We start from the raw sequence: 17,648 nt of genomic DNA, 5'->3' as shown, positions 1-17,648 counted from the left end.
GAGTGGCGGGCGAATCGCTTCTTCTTCGAAGCGGCGGGGGGTGCGGTTCGAAAAGCGGCGCAGCGGCCGGCCAAGCGCGAGCGGCCCGTTTCGGGGTTTCCTGTGGGGCGGCTGTGGTGGAACATTAGGCAAAGGGATGGTCATCCGGATACAGAGGAAACCCTCGATCGGCCCGGATCCCCACCCTCGAGAGCCGGAAACCGCCCCTGCATGAAGGCCAGTTGACCGGGTTGGGCGGGTTGCGCGGGATTGCCTGGGCATGGGGTGGGTCGCACCGAGGGGGAGGCGGGACGGTACGGGGACGGTCCCGTCGCGTCGGGGCCGTGGGCCGGTGATTGAACACGGCCCGCCCTTCTCCCGTACTGCCCGAGAGCAGACCCGTCCCGGGTCGGCCCGCTACAGACCTGTTCACCCTCGGTCGAGGAGACGTCCCGGATGACCGCCCACCGCCGCACTCTCCCGGCCGCCGCACTCGCCGGCGGCGCCGCCTTCGTGGCTCCGCTGCTGCTCACGTTGTCGGCGGCGGGTCCCGCTCAGGCCCACGGCGCGCCGACGAATCCGGTCAGCCGCGCCTTCGCCTGCTCCCCCGACGGCGGCAGCCAGGCCGGTACGGCGGCCTGCCGGGCGGCTGTCGCCGCGAACGGCGGGGCGCCCTTCACCTTCTGGGACAACGTGCGGGTCGGCGAGGTGAACGGCCGGGACCGCGCGGTGATTCCCGACGGCCGGCTGTGCAGCGGCGGGCTGTCCGACTACCGGGGGCTCGACCTCGCTCGCGCCGACTGGCCCTCGACGACGCTGTCACCGGGCGCCCGGCTGACGATGACGTACCGCTCGACGATCCCGCACACCGGCACGTTCAAGATGTTCCTGACGAAGCCCGGGTACGACCCGTCCGGCCCGCTGAACTGGTCCGACCTGCCGGACCGGCCGTTCGCCGAGGTCAAGGACCCCGCGATGACGGGCGACGCGTACCGCATCGGGATGACGCTGCCGTCGGACCGGACCGGGCGCCATGTGCTGTACACGATCTGGCAGAACTCCAGCACGGCGGACACGTACTACTCGTGCTCGGACGTGGTGTTCCCGGCAGCGAAGAGCAGTAAGGGCGGCGCCGGGGGTTCCGGCGACACCGGCGCGACCGCGCCGACGGCGTCCCCCGCGGCTCGGGCCGGGTCGACGGCGTCGAGCTCGGCGAGCGTGGCGGCCGAGCAGCCGGCACCCGCCGTGGAGAGTGGGCCGGCGGCTGAAACGGGACGGGCGGCGGAGTCCGCCGACTCCGCCGCCCCACAGGCCGCAGGCACCGTGGCCGGCGCCCCGGTGGCCTCGGCCACCGACGACACCGGGACCCGGCGCCTGATCGCGGGCGGCGCCGCGGCCGTACTGCTGGCCGTGGTCACCGCCCTCGCCCTGCGACTGCGCAACCGGTGAACACCGGTTGCCCAGCCGATCATTGACGGTTCGTCAGTTGACGAAGACCGTGGCGTTGCCCTGCGTCACGTCCTGCACCGGGGCGTACTTCGCGGTGAAGTAGCCGTTGGCGAAGCACAGCGACGAACCGGACGTCTTGGTGAACGCCTGGGCGGTGAAGTTGATGCTGTTGTCGGCCTCGCCGGTCGTACCGGACAGGCTGGGCGCCTGGTAGACGCAGTTGATGGTGCCCAGCAGGGTACGCAGCACCACGGTCGTCTGGATGGTGGAGTTTGCGGCCGGGGTGACGGTGACCGTGCCGTCGGAGCCCACCGCGGTGGTGTACGGCAGGTTGTTGACGGTCACGCTGTTCACGCCGAGCACACCCAGGACGTTGCTGGTACAACTACCGAAGGTGTGCGCGGTGACCGACTCGGTGGCGGTGCCGGGCGCGGCGGGGTTGTCGTTGACAGAGGCGGTGAAGGTGGACGCCGCACACGTGACGCCACTGGTGCCGGTCGCGCTGGAGTAGAGCGTGGCCGTGGTGCCGGTGGCGAGAGAGGCGCTGAGGACGTCGTTCACTGCGACGGCGTCGCCGGCCCCGCTGTTGATGGTGAGCACGGTGTCGGCGGCGGACGCGGGGGTGACCGCGGCGACCGACAGCCCGGCGACAGCAGCGGCGAGGGCGAGGACGGTGCGGGTACGAGTACGCATGATGCGGGTGCCTCTTTCTGAAGCAGGGGGTGTTGGGGGGTGGTGTCTTTGGGGGTGGCTTCGATGTGGTCGGTCCACGCGGCAGTGCGCGTTTCCGGACACATGAAGGGCGCTGAATGACGGCGTCGCCGGCCCGTGACGCCTTCTCCGTACGCGACGGACCGGCAACGACTACCGGCCGGTGACCGGCAGGAAGGCTTGGAGGGAGGCTTCCTGCCGGACCGGGCGGGACAGGGCGAACCGGCGGCGGCCCATGGGGGAAACGGCCATGCCGGTGCCTCGGATGTGGACTGCGGAATGAGCAATGAGTCCGGGAGAGCGGTGACACGCACCGCTGCGGATCCGGCGCCACGGATCCGGGGAAACCAGGTTGAGTTGTAGACCTGAGGGACCGTCAACGTCAAGGCGTCGGACGGAAGTTGGCGGACCGAGTCGCACTTGTCGGGGAATCCGCCGACGTGTCTCCCGGTGAACTCCGGCGTGCTCCGGCGGCCTCGCGACACTCCTCTCAAGGGCGTCCGAGGGCCCGGAAAGGACCCCGAACGGGCCTCGATCCCCCGGAGAAGTCACAGGTGGCGCATAATCCGCACCCTTTTTCCACAACTCCCTTGACCCTCCAAAGTAACCACGGGTAACTTCCTCCCGGCTACTGGGGCGTAACCGTGAAGGTCCTTGCAACCGCCGGGAGTTGTGAAGACGGAGATCGCCGCAGCCGCTGTCCGCGCCAGGACAACGTGCCACTGAAGCTTGACCAGCATTGACGCAGTTTTGACTATGTACTGGGAGCAGCCATGGCCTCGTCCTCGGACGCCTCGTCGTCCGCCGGATCCAACCCCGAGCAGCCAGGAAGCGCCAACGCTTCCGAAGCGGCCGCCGGCACGGGATCCACCAACGTGTCCGAATTCTTCGAAGGTGCCGGAAAAGGCGCCGAGCGACGCGGGCGGGTCCGTCTGCGCCGCGCCGCCGTGATGGCGGTGCCGGCCACCCTGGTCGCCGCCACGCTCGCGGTCCTCACCGCGGAAGGCGCCCTGGGTGTCCAGTTCGCCATCTCCGGCATGCCGTTCACGGTCACCGCGACCGAGATGACCGGCAACGGGTTCGAGCAGTTCGGTGCCCTCGACCACATGATCGAGCACAGCCCGAACGAGGGTGACACCGGCGGCCAGGTTCTGGTCATCACCACCGCGATCAAGAACGCGTCGATCACCAAGCTGTGCCAGAGCGTCGACCTCGGCGGCATCAACCTGCTGATCAAGGCGGGCGGCAACGGCACTCCGGTGACCGCGACCGACCTGACGCTCGACGGCACCGAGCAGTCGGGTGACGCGTCCTTCACCAACATCGAGATCGGCAACGACGCCAGCACGCTCAGCAAGGCGGGCGTCCAGGGTCCGCAGGGTGTCTTCAGCCAGCAGTCGGACACCGTCCGTATCGCCAACCTGCGGTCGACCAACTACGCCACCACGGCGGCCGTGTTCAAGCTGCCCGGCCTGAAGCTCAGCTTCAGCCCGTCGGGTTGCTGATGACCGGCCTCGAGCAAGAGGGGGTGGGGCCCGCCTTCAGAAACTGGCGGGCCCACCGTCCGTTCGTGGGCGGGCTGCTGCTCACCCTGGGCGGCGTGGAGATCCTCATCACGATGAAGGTCTCCCTGAAGATCGTCGTGCACCTGGGTATGCAGGGTCTGGCCGGCTTCATGCTGCCGGCGCTGATGGTGGTGTGCGGTCTGTTGATCCTCTTCAACCCCGCGCAGCGCCTGTTCTACTCGATCGTCGGCATCATGCTGACGCTGGGCACCTGGGTCACCTCGAACCTCGGTGGCTTCTTCGTGGGCCTCGCCCTCGGAGCCGTGGGCAGCTGCATGGCCTTCGGCTGGCTTCCGGACCAGGACCCGCGGGTCAGCCGTCGGCAGCGACGGAAGAACGAGCGACAGGGCAAGGCCGCCATGACGGCCCCGGAGACGACGGAGGCCGCAGCGGCGGACGACGGTCAGACAGAGGGCGAGGGCAGCCTGCGCGGCTCGATCCGCTCCTCCACTGCCGTGTCGCCTTCGCATCTGACGACATAGGCACCCTTGCCCGGCAACTCCGCGACCGCCTCGACGAGTTCGGTTCCTCGGTAGACGAGACCGACCCCGTCGTCCGTGCAGTGCGTGGTGGGCAGGGTGCCGTCGGCAACGAGCCGGTGCACCAGCGGGCGACGCCCCGCGTCACTGTCGTAGTGCACCCCGTTGCCGTACGGAAGGAAGCCCAACGCGTTGGTGAGCGGCCGGAGTTCTGGGCCGAAGGAGTCGGTGGTGCCCCCTCTGAACCAGCAGAGGGAGCCCGCGCTCACCCCGCTGAGCACGACCCCCGCCTCCCAGGCGCGCCGCATGATCCGGTCGAGGCCGTGCACCCGCCACACCGCCAGCAGGTTGGCGACCGAGCCGCCCATGACCCAGACGACGTCCTGGTCGAGCACCGTGCCCTCGATGTCGTCCACGTTGGGCATGGGGAAGAGATGCAGCGGGGTGAGGTCGAAGCCCGCGACCCGGGCCGCCTCACCCATGCGGGCGGTGAAGTGTTCGGCGTCCCCGATGGCCGTACCGACGTACAGGACGCGCGGTCTGCGGCCGTGGACGCCCGAGAGGTCGACCGCGTGATGCACGAGGGCGTCGAACGCCACCATGGTCCGGCCGCCGGTGCGGTGTCCGCCGGAGGTCGCGAGAATGGTCGGTTCGGAAGCGGCCATGCGGATGATCTTACCGATCGGCGACAGGCTCCCGTCGGTCGGCCACGGGCTCGGTCCGGACGGTGTCCACAACCCTCTCCGTAGCGCCCTCCACACCCTCTCCCACCTGCGTGTCCGCCTTCATTGCCTGCGCCTCGCTCTTGAGGATGCGCATCGAGCGGCCCAGGGCGCGGGCCGTGTCCGGCAGCTTCTTCGAGCCGAACATCACGATGAACACGATCGCCACGATCAGCAGGTGCCAGGGTTCCAGTCCATTGCGGAGCACAACCTCACCGCCCTTTCCTTCGTCACACATGACAGTTGCTACTTTGCGCAACTGTAGACCCAGGGTGAGACGTCAGAAGGGCGCCGATGACCACCAGCACCAGCAGGGCCGTACCCCCGCGACACCGGTCCGCCGCGGGCACCCGGCGGCGCAAGCCGGCTCGGCGTGGACGGCTGGCCCTGGCGATCACCCTCTCGCTCCTCCTGCTCGCCGCGGCCGGCGCCGGCTGGGTCTATCTGAAGCTGGACAGCGACATCAACACCTTCGACGGGAGCGGCCTCTCGGACAACCGTCCGGCCGCGGGCTCGTCCAAGGGTGAGAACGTCCTCGTCATCGGCTCGGACGCGCGCAACGACGGCAACGCCGCGCTCGGCGGCGGCGACGTCAACGACATCGGCCGTTCCGACACCGCCTTCCTGCTGCACGTCTACGCCGACCACAAGAACGCCGTCGCCGTCTCCATCCCGCGCGACACCCTGGTCACCATCCCGCCCTGCAAGCTGCCCGACGGGAAGTGGACGACCGCGCAGCCGGACATGTTCAACGCGGCCTACTCGGTCGGTGAGACCCGCACGGGCAATCCCGCCTGCACCCAGAACACGGTCGAGAGCATCACCGGGCTGCGCGTCGACCACACCGTGGTCGTCGACTTCAAGGGCTTCGCCGCGCTGACCGACGTGGTGGGCGGGGTGAAGGTGTGCCTGCCGCAGAACCTGTACGAGCGGGATCTCAACCCCCATCTCGACTCGCGCGGCAAGCTGCTCTTCGAAAAGGGCGAGCAGAAGGTCGAGGGACAGAAGGCGCTGGACTATGTCCGGATCCGGCACGGCATCGGCGACGGCTCCGACATCGGCCGGATCAAGCGCCAACAGGCGTTTGTGGCAAGCCTGTTGAAGGAGGTCAAGGACAACGGGCTGAGCCCGACCAAGCTGCTCCCCCTGGCCGACGCGGCCACCAAGTCCCTGACCGTGGACCCCGGTCTCGGCTCCGCCCAGAAGCTGATCTCCTTCGCGATGTCGCTGAAGGACATCGACCTGCACAACACGAAGTTCGTCACCATCCCCTGGCGGTACCAGGGTTCGCGCGTCGCGATCGTCGAACCCGACGCGAGCGACCTCTGGGCGGCCCTGAAGGCGGACCGCACCCTGGACGGCAAGGACGCAAGCGGCAAGAAGAAGACCACGCCGAGCGCCCGCCCCGCCGCCACCCCGACTCCGACTCCGGTGTCCGGCGAGGGAATCGCGGTCACCGTCTACAACGGCACCACGGTCACGGGCCTGGCCGCGAAGGCCGCCGCCGAGCTGACCGCCGAGGGTTTCACGGTCACCGGCACGGCGACCGCGCGCAGCCAGGACCACGCGACGACGGTCATCGAGTACGGCCCCGACCACAAGACGCAGGCGCAGACAGTGGCCCGTGCCTTCCCCGGCGCGGCCATGCAGCCGGTCCCGGGGGCGGACATCAACGTGGTCGTCGGCCAGTCGTACAAGGGCGGCGCCACGGCCGCCCCGCAGCCGACCTCGGTCCCGAAGGACGTCGTCGAGGGAGCCCGCTCGGCGGACGACAACCCCTGCTCGAACCTGACCTACGGCTGACCGGACCCCCGCCACCGCCGGGCGACGGCGAGCGCACCCCCGTACAGCGCCGGCACGACCGCCACACCCGCGTAGTACGGCCCCGGCAGCCCCGCCGGCCCCAGAGCCGGGCGGAGCGGGGACAGCGGCAGCAGCAGCCCCACGGCCGCGAGCGCGGCGGCCGCCCGCCCGACGGCTCCCGTGCGCCGGCCCCCGCCGCCGCGCAGGAGGACCATCGCCACGGCCTGGGTGAGGAGGTTCTCGGTGAACCAGGCCGAGTGGAGGACGGCCCGGTCGTCCAGGGCGTCGGACGGGCAGCCGGGAGGAAATTCTCAACGACCGCCGCCAGCCGCGCCTTCGCCTCGCCGTCGGTGAGACCGCGCGGGGAACTGTCGAGGCTCCGCAGCGTCCGGAAGTCAGACTCCACGGAGGTGCCGTACGGGGGCGTCCTCGGCGCGGTCGGTCAGCCGGCCGACCAGCAGCCGTACGACGGTCACGATGTCGGGGTCGTCGACGAAGTAGACCTGCCGGCGGCCTTCGCGGCGTGCGCGCACGAGCCCGGCGAGTCTCAGTTTGGTGAGGTGCTGGCTGACGGCGGGCAGGGCGCCGCCGACGCGCTCGGCGAGCCCGGTCACATCGCTCTCGCCCTGGGCCAGCGCCCACATGATGTGCAGCCGGGCGGGCGAGGCGAGCAGCCCGAAGGCCCCGGCGGCCTCCACCAGCACCTTTGCGGGCGGATCGTCGAAACCGGAACTGTCGGTACCTGTCACCACCGGCCCAGTTTAGGCCGGGGCCGGACCTGTGCTGCGGCGCACGATGAGGTGGGCGGGGATGACGGTGACGAGGTCCGTGTCCGTTTCCCTGCCCGCGATACCCGGGTCGGTGCCGCCGTCGATCCGGGCCAGGAGCAGCCGCAGCGAGCGGGTGCCGATCTCCTGGAAGTCGGTGCGGATGGTGGTGAGCGGCGGCAGCAGATGGGCGGCCTCCGGGATGTCGTCGTAGCCGACGAGACTGACGTCGTCCGGGACCCGGCGGCCGGCCTCGTGGAAGGCGCGCAGCGCGCCGAGCGCCATCTGGTCGTTGGAGGCGAAGACGGCGGTGACGTCCGGATCGCGGGCGAGCCGTCTGCCCAGCTCGTACCCGGAGTCCGCGCTCCAGTCGCCGGCGAGCGGCTCGGGCACCTCGGCCCCGGCCTTCTCGAGGGTCTCGCGCCAGCTCGCGGCCCGGCGTTCGGCGGAGGTCCAGCCGGCCGGTCCGGCGATGTGCCGGACCGTTCGGTGGCCCAGGTCCAGCAGGTGTTCGGTGGCCAGGCGGGCTCCGCCCCTGGAGTCGGCGGTGACCATGGGGGTGTCGTCGCCGAGGGCGTTGTCCATCACGACGAGGGGGATGTCGAGGTGGGCCTCGGCGAGCGCCTTGCCGACGCGCCGCTGCGGGGCGATGGCGATGACGCCGTCGGCGCCCTCCGCCGACAGCCGGTCCACGGCCTGGACGACGGTGTCCCGGTCGGCGGTGTCGAGGGCGATGGAACTGACCAGGTAACCGGCGTCCTGGGCCGCGGTGTTGATCGCGGTGAGCGTGGAGGCGGGCCCGTAGCGGGCCGCGTCGAAGGAGATCACCCCGAGCATCCGGGTCCGTCCGCTGGCCAGTGAACGCGCGCTGCGGCTCGGGCGGTACCCGAGCGACCGCATGGCCGCCAGCACCGACTCGCGGGTCTCCGGCCGGACGGCGGGATGGTCGTTGAGCACCCGCGACACGGTCTGCTTGGAGACACCGGCCAGCCGTGCCACGTCGTCCATCACCGGCCGCGTTCCCGCGAAGTTGCGTCGGCTGCGTCCCTTGGGGGCGGCGCCACCACCGGCGCTTCGGGTCATGGGGGTCGCTTCCTTCGGCTTCGTCCGGTGGCGGTCGTGCCCCGCCCGGCTGGCCCACAGGATAGGCCGCCGGACGGCGGTCACCACCGGCCGCAACCTACCCGGTGATCACGTGAGTCCGGACCGTGACCCACTCGACACGCTCGATCCCCGTCTCCCCCACCGGCACGGGCACGGGCAGGTGCACGGGTGCCCCGGCCGCGAACGGCAGCACCTTCACCCGCAACCCGCCGCCGGCCCGCAGGGCGTCGTCCGGCAGCCGGCCGAGGCCGATCTCCCAGACCCGCCCCGAGGAGAACTGGTCGGCGACCAGCGTGTCCCCGGCATACGCGCGGGCCACGTCCCCGGTCCAGTGGACGCGCAACAGCGTTCCGTCGCGCGGGAGTTCGTCCGGCAGCTGGATGAGGTACTCGGCGGCGGCCGTGTCGAAGTGTTCGTCGGCAGGCGCACTGGCCCGGCCCAGTACACCGGTGACGGGGTCGGGCGCGGGCCCGGCGGCCCGGACGAGGGAGACATCGAGGGTGCCGGAGGCGCCGCCGGTGGGCAGCGTGTAGCGCGTGAACACCCCGTCCGACTCCCCCGTCAGGTTCCCGCCGGGAGGGCTTTCGGGCGCGGGCAGCACGGCGAACGACGGCCTTGCCGACGCGCTGTGCAGCCGCACCTCCCCGGCCACCTCGTCGAAGACGAGCCCGTCGCCGACCAAGCCGTGGCTGTCGCCGTCGCCGCACAGGATGATCCGCTCGGCGCCCCAGGCCACACCCCGGTAGGCGGTACGGGCGGTCGCCGCGTCCAGTACGAGCAGGCCGACCTGTCCGCCGTCCAGCGTTCCGACCTCGACGAGGGCGTCGGTGCCGGGCCGCAGACCGGTGACGAGGAAGCGTCCGTCGGCGGAGGCGACCTTCCCCATGGGGGTGTGCACATACCTCAACGTGCCGATGTCCAGGGCGAGTTCGACGGGAATCCCGTCCGTGGCCACCAGCACCAGAACGGTACGTCCGCCGGCGTCGACCGTGCACACCGGCTGGGCGGTGGCCCAGTCGAGCCGCAGGCCGGCCACGTCGAGCCGTAACGGCCAGCAGAAATAGGCACCCTGAGGGACCGTCACCGGCACGCTGGGCAGCGTCAGTTCGGGAGCGTCCGGAAAAGCCACGGTGAACGACGTGTCCGGACGGTCCGGCAGCGGTTCGTGCGGCTGGTGGTTGTTGACGAACAGGAAGCCCGAGCCGCCGTCACCGCGTACCGCCCAGCGCAGTGTCTCCCGGTCGTCCTGTCCGGCCGGCCGCAGCTCGGGCAGCACGGACTCCATGGGCGCGATGCGCTCGCCGAAGTCCGCCAACATCAGGTGCTGCAGGCGCAGTTCGTCGTACGAGGCCCGGTACTGCCCGTACTCGCCGAGCGGTGCCTGGAAGTCGTACGTCAGGACGGGGAGGTCGTTCGGGTAGTCCGTGGCGTGGGACTCCTGGAGGGTGGTCAGCTCGCCCACCGGGTTGGTGCCGCCGTGGAACATGTAGTAGCCCTGCCAGACCGAGCCGCACCCGATCTTCGTGAGCCCGAGCGCGCCGATGTCGTCGGCGTCGACCCGTGGCCTGCGGTGGTAGGCCACGGCCATCCCGCCGCCCAACTCGCAGGTGGCCCACGGGAATCGGTCGGTCGGCACCGGTTCCTGATCTCGTACCCGGGTCGGCCGGAGATCGGCGCCGATGCCCTCGTCGTCGCGCTGGTGGGTGAAGAAGAAGTGCTTGCGGCAGGTGTCGGGCCAGCCGCCGTCCCAGTCGGTCCAGAAGGTCTCGGGGTAGCCGCCGTAGAGCGGAAGCAGTTCGTCGGGCGGGAGTTGGACCCCGCCCCAGGCCGTCGAGGTCCAGAGCGGGGCGCTGAGTCCGGCCTCCCGCGCCATCCGCTTCAGGGTGCGGAGGTGACCGGGCCGGTCGTACAGCTCGTTCTCGATCTGGATGGCGACGATCGGTCCGCCGTGCGCCCGGTCGAGCCCTTTCAGCTGCTCGGCGATCGCGGTGAACCAGCCGCGTACGGGTCCCAGGTAGTCGGGGTCGTCGGTGCGGGGTGCGCCGGTGCGGGTGAGGAGCCAGTCGGGCAGACCGCCGTTGCGCACCTCGGCGTGGCTCCAGGGCCCGATGCGCGGGATGAAGTCGAGGCCGTGTCGGGCGCAGAGTTCCGCGAACCGGCGCAGGTCGCGGTCGCCGTCGAAACGGAGCCGGCCCTCGATCTCCTCGTGGTGGATCCAGATGAGGTAACTGGCGACGGCCGTCACCCCGCCCGCCTTCATCTTCAGGAGTTCCTCCTCCCACTCCCCGGCCGGGTAGCGGCTGTAGTGGAACTCCCCGGAGACGGGGAACCAGGGGCGTCCACCGCGCGTGAACCAGCGGCTGGTCACCTCGATCGGGTCGGCGGCGCCGGGCGCGTCACCGAACGGGAGGTGGCCGGTGAGCGGGGGTCCGGCGGGCGGGGGAAGCCGGAGGGAGTGGTGGGTCACGGCTGCACCGGTCCCAGGTCGGGGGTGTCGGTGAGCAGGGCCTGCGTGGAGGTGGTGGCGTTCAGCTCCAGGAGGAGCAGGTCGTTGGCGCCCGGGCGCAGGACGGGGGCGGGCACGTAGAGGGTGCGCTGCGGGCCGCGGTTCCAGTAGCGGCCGAGGTGGAAGCCGTTGATCCAGGCCTGGCCCTTGGTCCAGCCGGGCAGTGAAAGGAAGGTGTCGGCGGGGGTCTGGACCTCGAACGTGCCCTGGTAGAAGGCGGGTTGAGCGGAAGGGACCGCGCCGGAGGGAGCGAGGGGCAGCGCGCTGAGGTCGTCGAGGGTGAGCGGGTGGCTGTCCCAGCCGCGCAGGGCGGTGCCGTTGAAGCTGACCGTTCCGAGGAGCCCCTTGGGCGAGCCGATGCGCGGCCCGTAGTTGACCCCGCCCATGTTCTCCACGAGCACCTCGACCGCCGCTCCCGCGAAGGGAATCCGCACCGGCAAGGACTCGTCGTGCCGCTCACGCTCGAGTACGCCCACGGGCGCTCCGTCGACGAACACCTGCGCCCGGTCGCCCACACCGCCGGCGAAGTGCAGCAGCCCGTCGCCCGCGAGGGGGGCGATGGTGCGGTAGAGCACGTATCCGGCGCGCAGCCCCAGTTCGTCCATGGTCGCCGGGTCCTCGGTGCGCACGGCCTTGGCGAGGAGCCCGGCATGGGGCAGCAGGGGTGCGCTCTGCCCCAACTCGACGACAGTGGGCGGGAGTTTGACGCTCGGCGCGGGGACCGGCTCGTCGGGGACGGGTGCGTGCCGGGCGATCACCTCACGGAAGGCGTGGTACTTCGGCCCGGGGTCGCCGTTCTCGGTGAGGGCGGCGTCGTAGTCGTAGGACGTGACGATGGGCTGGTAGGCGTGGTCGTGGTTGGCGCCGTTGGTGAAGGCGAAGTTGGTGCCGCCGTGGAACATGTAGATGTTGACGGACGCGCCCGCCGAGAGCAGCCGGTCCAGGTCGGCTGCGGCATCCGCGGCGTCCCGGGTGTGGTGCTCCTCGCCCCAGTGGTCGAACCAGCCGATCCAGAACTCCGCGCACATCAGGGGCCCTTCGGGCTGGTGCGCCCGCAACTGCTCCAGTGACGCGGCGACTTTGCTGCCGAACGTGCCCGTGGTGAGCACACCGGGGAGGCTGCCGGCCGCCAGGTGGGCGGGGTTGGCCTGGTCGCAGGTGAAGAGCAACTCCCTGATCCCGCGCGAGCGCAGAGCCTCCGCGAGATGCTCGAGGTAGGCGGTGTCGTCGCCGTAGGCCCCGTACTCGTTCTCCACCTGGACGGCGATGACGGGACCGCCCGACTCGGCGAGATACGGCAGCAGGGGCGGCAGCAGCAGGTCGAGGTAGCGGTCGATGGCGCCCGTGAACCGGGGGTCGCTGGAGCGCAGCCGGATGTCGGGGTCGGTGGTGAGCCAGGAGGGCAGCCCGCCGCCGTCCCACTCGGCGCAGATGAACGGGCCGGGCCGCAGCAGGACGTGCAACCCCTCCGCCTTGGCGAGCCGCAGATAGCGCGGCAGATCGAGGATGCCGTCGAGGGCGAGGGTGCCCGGTTCGGGCTGGTGGAGGTTCCAGGGGACGTATGTCTCCACGGTGTTGAGGCCCATCAGCCGGGCCTTGCGCAGCCGGTCGGCCCACTGGTCGGGGTGGACGCGGAAGTAGTGCATCGCGCCGGAGATGATCCGGAACGGTTCGCCGTGCAGCAGGAAGCCGTCGGACGTCGTTGTCAGAGCGGGAGCGGGCATGAGGGGAGTTCCCTTCGGTCGGGAGCGGATCTTCAGTGGGGGGCGCGTTCAATGGGGTGGGAGCGGAAATCTTCAGTGCTGGGCGCGTTCAGTCGGTCCGGGTCGCCCGGATCAGCCAGACCGTGGCCGCCAGGCACAGCGCGGAGACTCCGCACAGCAGCAGCGGCACGGCCCGTACGCCGGACCACTCGATGGCCTTGCCGAGCAGTGGTCCGGCGGCCACTCCCCCGGCCATCGACGCGGCGATGACGACGGCGCCGGCTCTCCGCGCCCGTGGCGCGACCCGGTTCAGCCAGGGAAGGCCGGTGGGGAAGATCGGGGCGATGAAGAGACCGACGCCCGCGTAGGCGTAGGGGGCGAGTCCGGGTACGGCGGCCAGGAGCAGACAGCCGGCCATGCCCGCGCAGGAGACGGCGACGATCGACTGGGGTGAGAAGCGCAGGGCGAGCGGGGCCGCCAGGAAACGGCCCACGGTCATCATCAGCCAGTACACGGAGGTGGCCGTGGCGGCGGCTCCGGCGCCGTAGCCGACCGTCTCCAGATGCGTCGGCTCCCAGCCGCCGACGCCCGCCTCGATGCCGACGTGCAGGACGTAGAGGGTGACGAAGACACCGAGTACGGAACCCATGCTGCGGGCGAGCACCTGCCCGCCCGGGCCGCCGGTGGCACCCGCTCCGGGCGCGGGGGCCGGTTGCGGTACGTGTTCCCGTACGCCTCGAAGGCACAGCAGCAGGGGGAGGTTGGCGAGGGAGAAGGCGAGGAAGACGGCCGGGTAGTGCTCCGAGCCGACCGCGCCGATCAGCGCCGGGCCGAGGATGGCGCCGATGCCGAAGTGGGCGTTGAGGATGTTCAGCATCGCCGTCGAACGGTTGCCGAAGCCGACCGCGAACAGCTGGTTGAGGCCGTAGTCGATACCGCCGAAGCCGAGCCCGGCGAGCAGGGCGGCGGCCAGCGCGACGGGCCAGTTGGGCGCGAGCGCGAAGCCCGCGGCGCCGACGGCCATCAGGACGTACGAGCTGCCCAGCACGCGCCGGTTGCCGAGCCGCACGTACAGCCGGTCGAAGAGGAGGACCCCGACGACCCCTCCGGCGAAGTGGGCGCTCAGCCCGAGACCCGCGGCGGACGGGGAGAGCCCGAACTCCTCGCGGAAGGCCGGGATCGACGGCCCGTACAGGGCCTGCACGACCCCGATCAGCACGAACCCGACACAGGAGGCGACCACGGCGACGGGGCTGAAGACCGGGGTGGTCGAAGTCGGGGGTGTCGGCGCGGGCAGGGTGTCCCGTCGCTCGGTGAGAGCCGGGCGCCCGGTGGGTCGATCGGTCACGAGGACTCCCGTCGCCTGTGGTCGAGAACGCGGCTGACTCGCCCTCGCTCCGATGCGGGGACGGCAACGATGTTACCGGTAACATTTGCGGCGTCAAGATTCCCCGGGGCCTTTCGCCCCGGGGAATTCAGAGGGGATTCAGAAGGGAGCCGGCGGAATCAGCCGCCCGCGCCGGGCGACCAGCTGGGATCGCTGCCCGCCAGTCGGCAGGTGAGGACGTAGAGCGGTATCGGCGGGGTGTACGGGGAGTCGCCCTCGGGGCTGTGGAGCAGCCGGGGCCGGACGGACGGCGACACCGGCCGGGTGCCCGTCCAGGAGGGGTCGGCGAGCTGGGCGCCGATGACGTACCGGACACCCGGCGGCCAGGTCACGCCGAGATGCGAACCGGACGGCACGATCCACCACCACCGCTGGTCGTCGGCGAAGACACAGCCGACGCGGGGGAGCGCATCCATGATCCGCCGCCCGTACTCACGGGGCGTGCCCACGGCGTCACACCCGAGCCCGGCGGTCAGACCGGCGGGGAGTACGAGGGGACCGGGGTGAGCGGGCCGCTCCCGCGGGGGCTTGATGGAAGGGGGTGCGTGCAGCGGCGGGGACGGGAGGTGAGCGGTGGCGGCGGCCTGGACGGGGCGGGGGATGAAAGGCGTATGGGGCTGGTGGGTGACCGGGCGGCCGTACGTGCTGTGCGGGCCGCACAGGCTGTGCGGGCGCGGGTCAGGAGCGGGAGTACGGGGGGTGCGGTGCTGGCGTTCCATACGGTCCATGTGAGGCGATTCCTTCGGCCGAGTGGGGGACGGGCCGGATGCGGTGCGGGGCCGACGAGCGCCAGGGAGTGGGGGCGGCGGCCTGTACTGCGGGGGCGGAGGGGGGAGTTGGGGGGAGCGGGGGTCTGAGGGGCGCGGGTGTGGCGGTGGGGGCGGCTGCGGGTAGGGGGCTGACCGGGGTTGGGGGCGTGGGCAGTACGGGGGCGGCTGCGGGTACGGCACTGACCGGGGCCGGGGGCGGTGGCGGCACGGGGGCCTGCGTCGAAGCCGGTACGGGGGCCGATGCCGAGGCGGGTTTCGGTGCCGGGGACGGTATGGGTCTCGGGGCCGATGCCAGGGCCGATTGCGGTGCCGGGGACGGTATGGGTGCCGGGGCCGGTGTCGACGCGGGCGCCGGGGCCGGATCCCACGTCTGGGTCAGGGCTGGCGTCGGAGCCGGGGCCGGTTCCCACGTCGAGGTCGGGGTCGGCGCGGGGACCGGTGCAGGTGCTGACGCTGATGATGAGGCCGGGGCCGGTTCCAGCGGCGGCGTTGGCGTCGAGGTCGGGGGCTGGGCGGGGGCAGGTACCCGGGCCGGGACGGGTGTGGGCGCGGTGGGCTCGGTGGTCGTGCTCGCGGCGGGGGCCGATACCTCGGTGGCGGGCGCCGCCGGGATCAGGGCCGTCGTACCGGCAGGTGTAAGGGAGTCGACCGGAGCCGGGACCGCGACCGATGTCGCCATCGGAGCCGCGGGCAGCGGGGTGGCCTCCGCCGACTCCGCCTCCTCGGTGGCCAGTTCGGCCCAGACCACGCGCCCGGAGCCGTTCGGGGCGTCGTGCACACCCCAGTCGCGGCTCAGCATGCCGACCAGCAGGAGTCCGCGTCCGCACTGTTCGTCGTCGTCGGGTATGCGCTGGGCCGGCAGGGTGCCGCCACGGTTCTCGTCCTCGACCTCGAGGTGCAGCCGCCCGGCGGAGAGGTGCAGCCGGCACACGATCCGCTCGCTGGCGGTGTGGGTGAGGGCGTTGGTGACCAGCTCAGAGGTCACCAGAAGGGCGCTGTCCAGGGTGTCGGGGTCGACGCCCCACGCGTCGAGCAGTTCACGCACCTTCCGGCGGGCCGTGCCGACGGACGCCGGAGTCGCGGTCAGTACGAACATGTCCGACTGCGGAGAGTGACCGGAGGGGGCGGAGTGATCGGGGAGGTCCGGGTGGCCGGCGTGCCGACCCCTGGGCATTCGGCCGAGTGGCTGGGGGAGAGAGGGCGGAGCCATCGCCGTTCGCCTTTCGTTGCCTGTGCACCCTGGCCGGTGCGACACCGACCCGATGTGATCGACGAACCGGTCAACCCACGTCAAAAAGGCGCAGGTTGCGGCCCCTTCTCCCCCAACAGGGCCACACGGACTCGCCGTTCACCGTTTCCGGGAAGGTACGAACACTGTGACACCTGACAACAACGGCTCGCAACCAGCAAGTTGAAATTTGCAATTTGTGGGGTGCATGCTGCTCCCGTCGAAAGATGATCGTGACAGACTGCGACCCTGAGCCCGTCGTGAGGGGGGTAGGTGTGACCGCGGAGACAGACTGGGGCGGCGCCCCCTCCGTACTGCGCATGATCCTCGGCCGACAGCTGGAGGAGCTGCGCACACGCGCCGGTATCTCCTTCGAGGACGCGGGTGTCGCGATCGGGGTCAGCCACTCCACGATCCGCCGGATGGAAGCCGCCAAGGTGGCCCGGCTGCGTCTGCCCGACGTCGAGAAACTCCTGCAGACCTACGGGGTGACGGACCAGCAGGAGATCGACACGTTCCTGAAGTCGGTCCGCGAGGCGAACAAGCGCGGCTGGTGGCACAACTACCGGGATGTACTGCCCGACTGGTTCGCCGCGTATCTGAGCCTGGAACAGGCCGCGTTGCAGATCCGCGCGTACGAGGCGCAGTTCGTGCCTGGCCTGTTCCAGACGGCGGAGTACGCGCGGGCGCTGCTGGGGGCCGGCAATCCGCACGGCTCCTCGGAGGAGACGGACCGGCGGGTGGCACTGCGTCTGCGCCGCCAGGAACTGCTGACCCGCGAGGCACCGCCGCGGGTGTGGATCGTGATGGACGAGACCGTGCTGCGGTGGCCGGTCGGCGGTCCGGAGGTGATGCGCGCGCAGATCGACCATCTGATCGAGATGAACGCGCTGCCCCATGTGACCTTGCAGATCATGCCGTTCGGCAACGGCCCGCATCCCGCGATGCGGGCCGGGGCGTTCCATCTCTTCCGGTTCAGGGCACCCGAGTTGCCGGACATCGTCTATCTGAGCGGTCTGGTCGGCGCGGTGTATCTCGACAAGGGCGACGACGTCGTCGTCTATCGCGAGGCTCTGGACCGGCTGGGCGCGCAGTCTGCGCCCGCCAGAAAGACCGAGGCCCTCCTCGGTGCGATTCGCAAGGAGCTCTGACATGCACCACCCCACGCATCCCCACCTCACGAACACCCACCCGAACCACTCGGGCCACCCCCACCCCGTACGCAACGGCATGCCGGCCCGTGAGCTCGGCTCCCGCGGCTGGTCCAAGCCGTGGAGCGACGACGCGGGCGGCGCCTGCGTCGAGGTGAAGAAGCTTTCCGACGGCCGGGTGGCCGTCCGCCAGTCGACCGACCCCGACAGCCCCGCCCTGGTCTTCACCCCGCACGAGATGACGAGTTTCCTGGCCGGAGTGAAGGCGGGTGACGCAGACTTCCTGCTCTGAACTGGCGCTGAACTGCCTTGTTTCTACTGAGA

General features: G+C 71.0%; 16 protein-coding genes and 1 pseudogene. 6 read left to right on the top strand and 11 right to left on the bottom strand.

Features of this window, described 5'->3' with window-relative positions:
- The first annotated feature begins 435 nt into the window (after positions 1-435).
- Entirely contained in the window at positions 436-1,428 is a 993-nt protein-coding gene (locus tag ABZ855_RS17080) for a lytic polysaccharide monooxygenase (protein WP_360807475.1), read from the top strand.
- Between the two features lie 33 nt (positions 1,429-1,461).
- On the opposite strand, the gene ABZ855_RS17075 is transcribed toward ABZ855_RS17080, so the two are convergent.
- The gene (locus ABZ855_RS17075; RefSeq protein ID WP_360807473.1) at positions 1,462-2,121 is read right to left on the bottom strand and encodes a Tat pathway signal sequence domain protein; all 660 of its coding nucleotides are present in this window, start codon (positions 2,119-2,121) and stop codon (positions 1,462-1,464) included.
- 791 nt (positions 2,122-2,912) lie between these two features.
- Between ABZ855_RS17075 and ABZ855_RS17070 the strand changes: the two genes are divergently transcribed.
- Positions 2,913-3,644 (top strand): DUF6230 family protein, encoded by a 732-nt coding sequence (locus ABZ855_RS17070; RefSeq protein WP_360807471.1) that lies wholly within the window; start codon positions 2,913-2,915, stop codon positions 3,642-3,644.
- Complete coding sequence (locus ABZ855_RS17065; RefSeq protein WP_360807469.1) at positions 3,644-4,186, top strand: DUF6114 domain-containing protein; 543 nt, start codon at positions 3,644-3,646, stop codon at positions 4,184-4,186. Before ABZ855_RS17070 ends, ABZ855_RS17065 begins: the two co-directional genes overlap by 1 nt.
- Here the strand turns inward: ABZ855_RS17065 and ABZ855_RS17060 are convergent.
- Together ABZ855_RS17060 and tatA are read right to left on the bottom strand one after the other, a co-directional pair.
- On the bottom strand, positions 4,108-4,848 hold the full coding sequence (locus ABZ855_RS17060) for a peptidase E (protein WP_360807467.1): 741 nt from the start codon (positions 4,846-4,848) through the stop codon (positions 4,108-4,110). The two genes, ABZ855_RS17065 and ABZ855_RS17060, sit on opposite strands and share 79 nt — an antisense overlap.
- Positions 4,849-4,858: 10 nt before the next feature.
- Positions 4,859-5,113, bottom strand: coding sequence for a Sec-independent protein translocase subunit TatA (gene tatA, locus ABZ855_RS17055; RefSeq protein WP_360807682.1), 255 nt, complete (start codon positions 5,111-5,113; stop codon positions 4,859-4,861).
- Positions 5,114-5,199: 86 nt separating this feature from the next.
- On the opposite strand from tatA, the gene ABZ855_RS17050 reads away from it, so the two are divergent.
- Complete coding sequence (locus tag ABZ855_RS17050) at positions 5,200-6,708, top strand: LCP family protein (RefSeq protein ID WP_360807465.1); 1,509 nt, start codon at positions 5,200-5,202, stop codon at positions 6,706-6,708.
- Here ABZ855_RS17050 and ABZ855_RS17045 read toward each other — a convergent pair.
- The 8 genes and pseudogenes from ABZ855_RS17045 to ABZ855_RS17010 all read right to left on the bottom strand — a co-directional run.
- Positions 6,699-6,968, bottom strand: a pseudogene (locus tag ABZ855_RS17045) (magnesium-translocating P-type ATPase); the annotation flags it as partial. The gene ABZ855_RS17050 and the pseudogene ABZ855_RS17045 sit on opposite strands and share 10 nt — an antisense overlap.
- Positions 6,969-7,103: 135 nt before the next feature.
- Complete coding sequence (locus tag ABZ855_RS17040) at positions 7,104-7,460, bottom strand: metalloregulator ArsR/SmtB family transcription factor (protein ID WP_360807463.1); 357 nt, start codon at positions 7,458-7,460, stop codon at positions 7,104-7,106.
- A gap of 9 nt (positions 7,461-7,469) precedes the next feature.
- Complete coding sequence (locus tag ABZ855_RS17035; RefSeq protein ID WP_360807459.1) at positions 7,470-8,558, bottom strand: LacI family DNA-binding transcriptional regulator; 1,089 nt, start codon at positions 8,556-8,558, stop codon at positions 7,470-7,472.
- A gap of 97 nt (positions 8,559-8,655) precedes the next feature.
- A complete protein-coding gene (locus tag ABZ855_RS17030) occupies positions 8,656-11,046 on the bottom strand; it encodes a beta-galactosidase (RefSeq protein WP_360807457.1) in 2,391 nt (796 codons plus the stop codon).
- The gene (locus tag ABZ855_RS17025) at positions 11,043-12,809 is read right to left on the bottom strand and encodes a beta-galactosidase family protein (protein WP_360807455.1); all 1,767 of its coding nucleotides are present in this window, start codon (positions 12,807-12,809) and stop codon (positions 11,043-11,045) included. The genes ABZ855_RS17030 and ABZ855_RS17025 overlap by 4 nt, the downstream gene beginning before the upstream one ends.
- Positions 12,810-12,897: 88 nt before the next feature.
- Positions 12,898-14,085: an MFS transporter gene (locus ABZ855_RS17020; protein ID WP_360807680.1), complete on the bottom strand. Its 1,188-nt coding sequence runs from the start codon at positions 14,083-14,085 to the stop codon at positions 12,898-12,900.
- 209 nt (positions 14,086-14,294) lie between these two features.
- Complete coding sequence (locus tag ABZ855_RS17015) at positions 14,295-14,903, bottom strand: hypothetical protein (RefSeq protein WP_360807453.1); 609 nt, start codon at positions 14,901-14,903, stop codon at positions 14,295-14,297.
- On the bottom strand, positions 14,854-16,041 hold the full coding sequence (locus tag ABZ855_RS17010) for an ATP-binding protein (protein WP_360807451.1): 1,188 nt from the start codon (positions 16,039-16,041) through the stop codon (positions 14,854-14,856). The genes ABZ855_RS17015 and ABZ855_RS17010 overlap by 50 nt, the downstream gene beginning before the upstream one ends.
- Positions 16,042-16,448: 407 nt before the next feature.
- On the opposite strand from ABZ855_RS17010, the gene ABZ855_RS17005 reads away from it, so the two are divergent.
- Entirely contained in the window at positions 16,449-17,324 is an 876-nt protein-coding gene (locus tag ABZ855_RS17005; RefSeq protein ID WP_319200155.1) for a helix-turn-helix transcriptional regulator, read from the top strand.
- A gap of 79 nt (positions 17,325-17,403) precedes the next feature.
- A complete protein-coding gene (locus tag ABZ855_RS17000; protein ID WP_319200649.1) occupies positions 17,404-17,616 on the top strand; it encodes a DUF397 domain-containing protein in 213 nt (70 codons plus the stop codon).
- Positions 17,617-17,648: the final 32 nt, after the last annotated feature.

Origin of the sequence: Streptomyces sp. NPDC047042 (genome assembly GCF_040644035.1) — a bacterium.
Lineage (GTDB): Bacteria > Actinomycetota > Actinomycetes > Streptomycetales > Streptomycetaceae > Streptomyces.
This window is presented reverse-complemented; position numbering and strand designations above follow the sequence as displayed.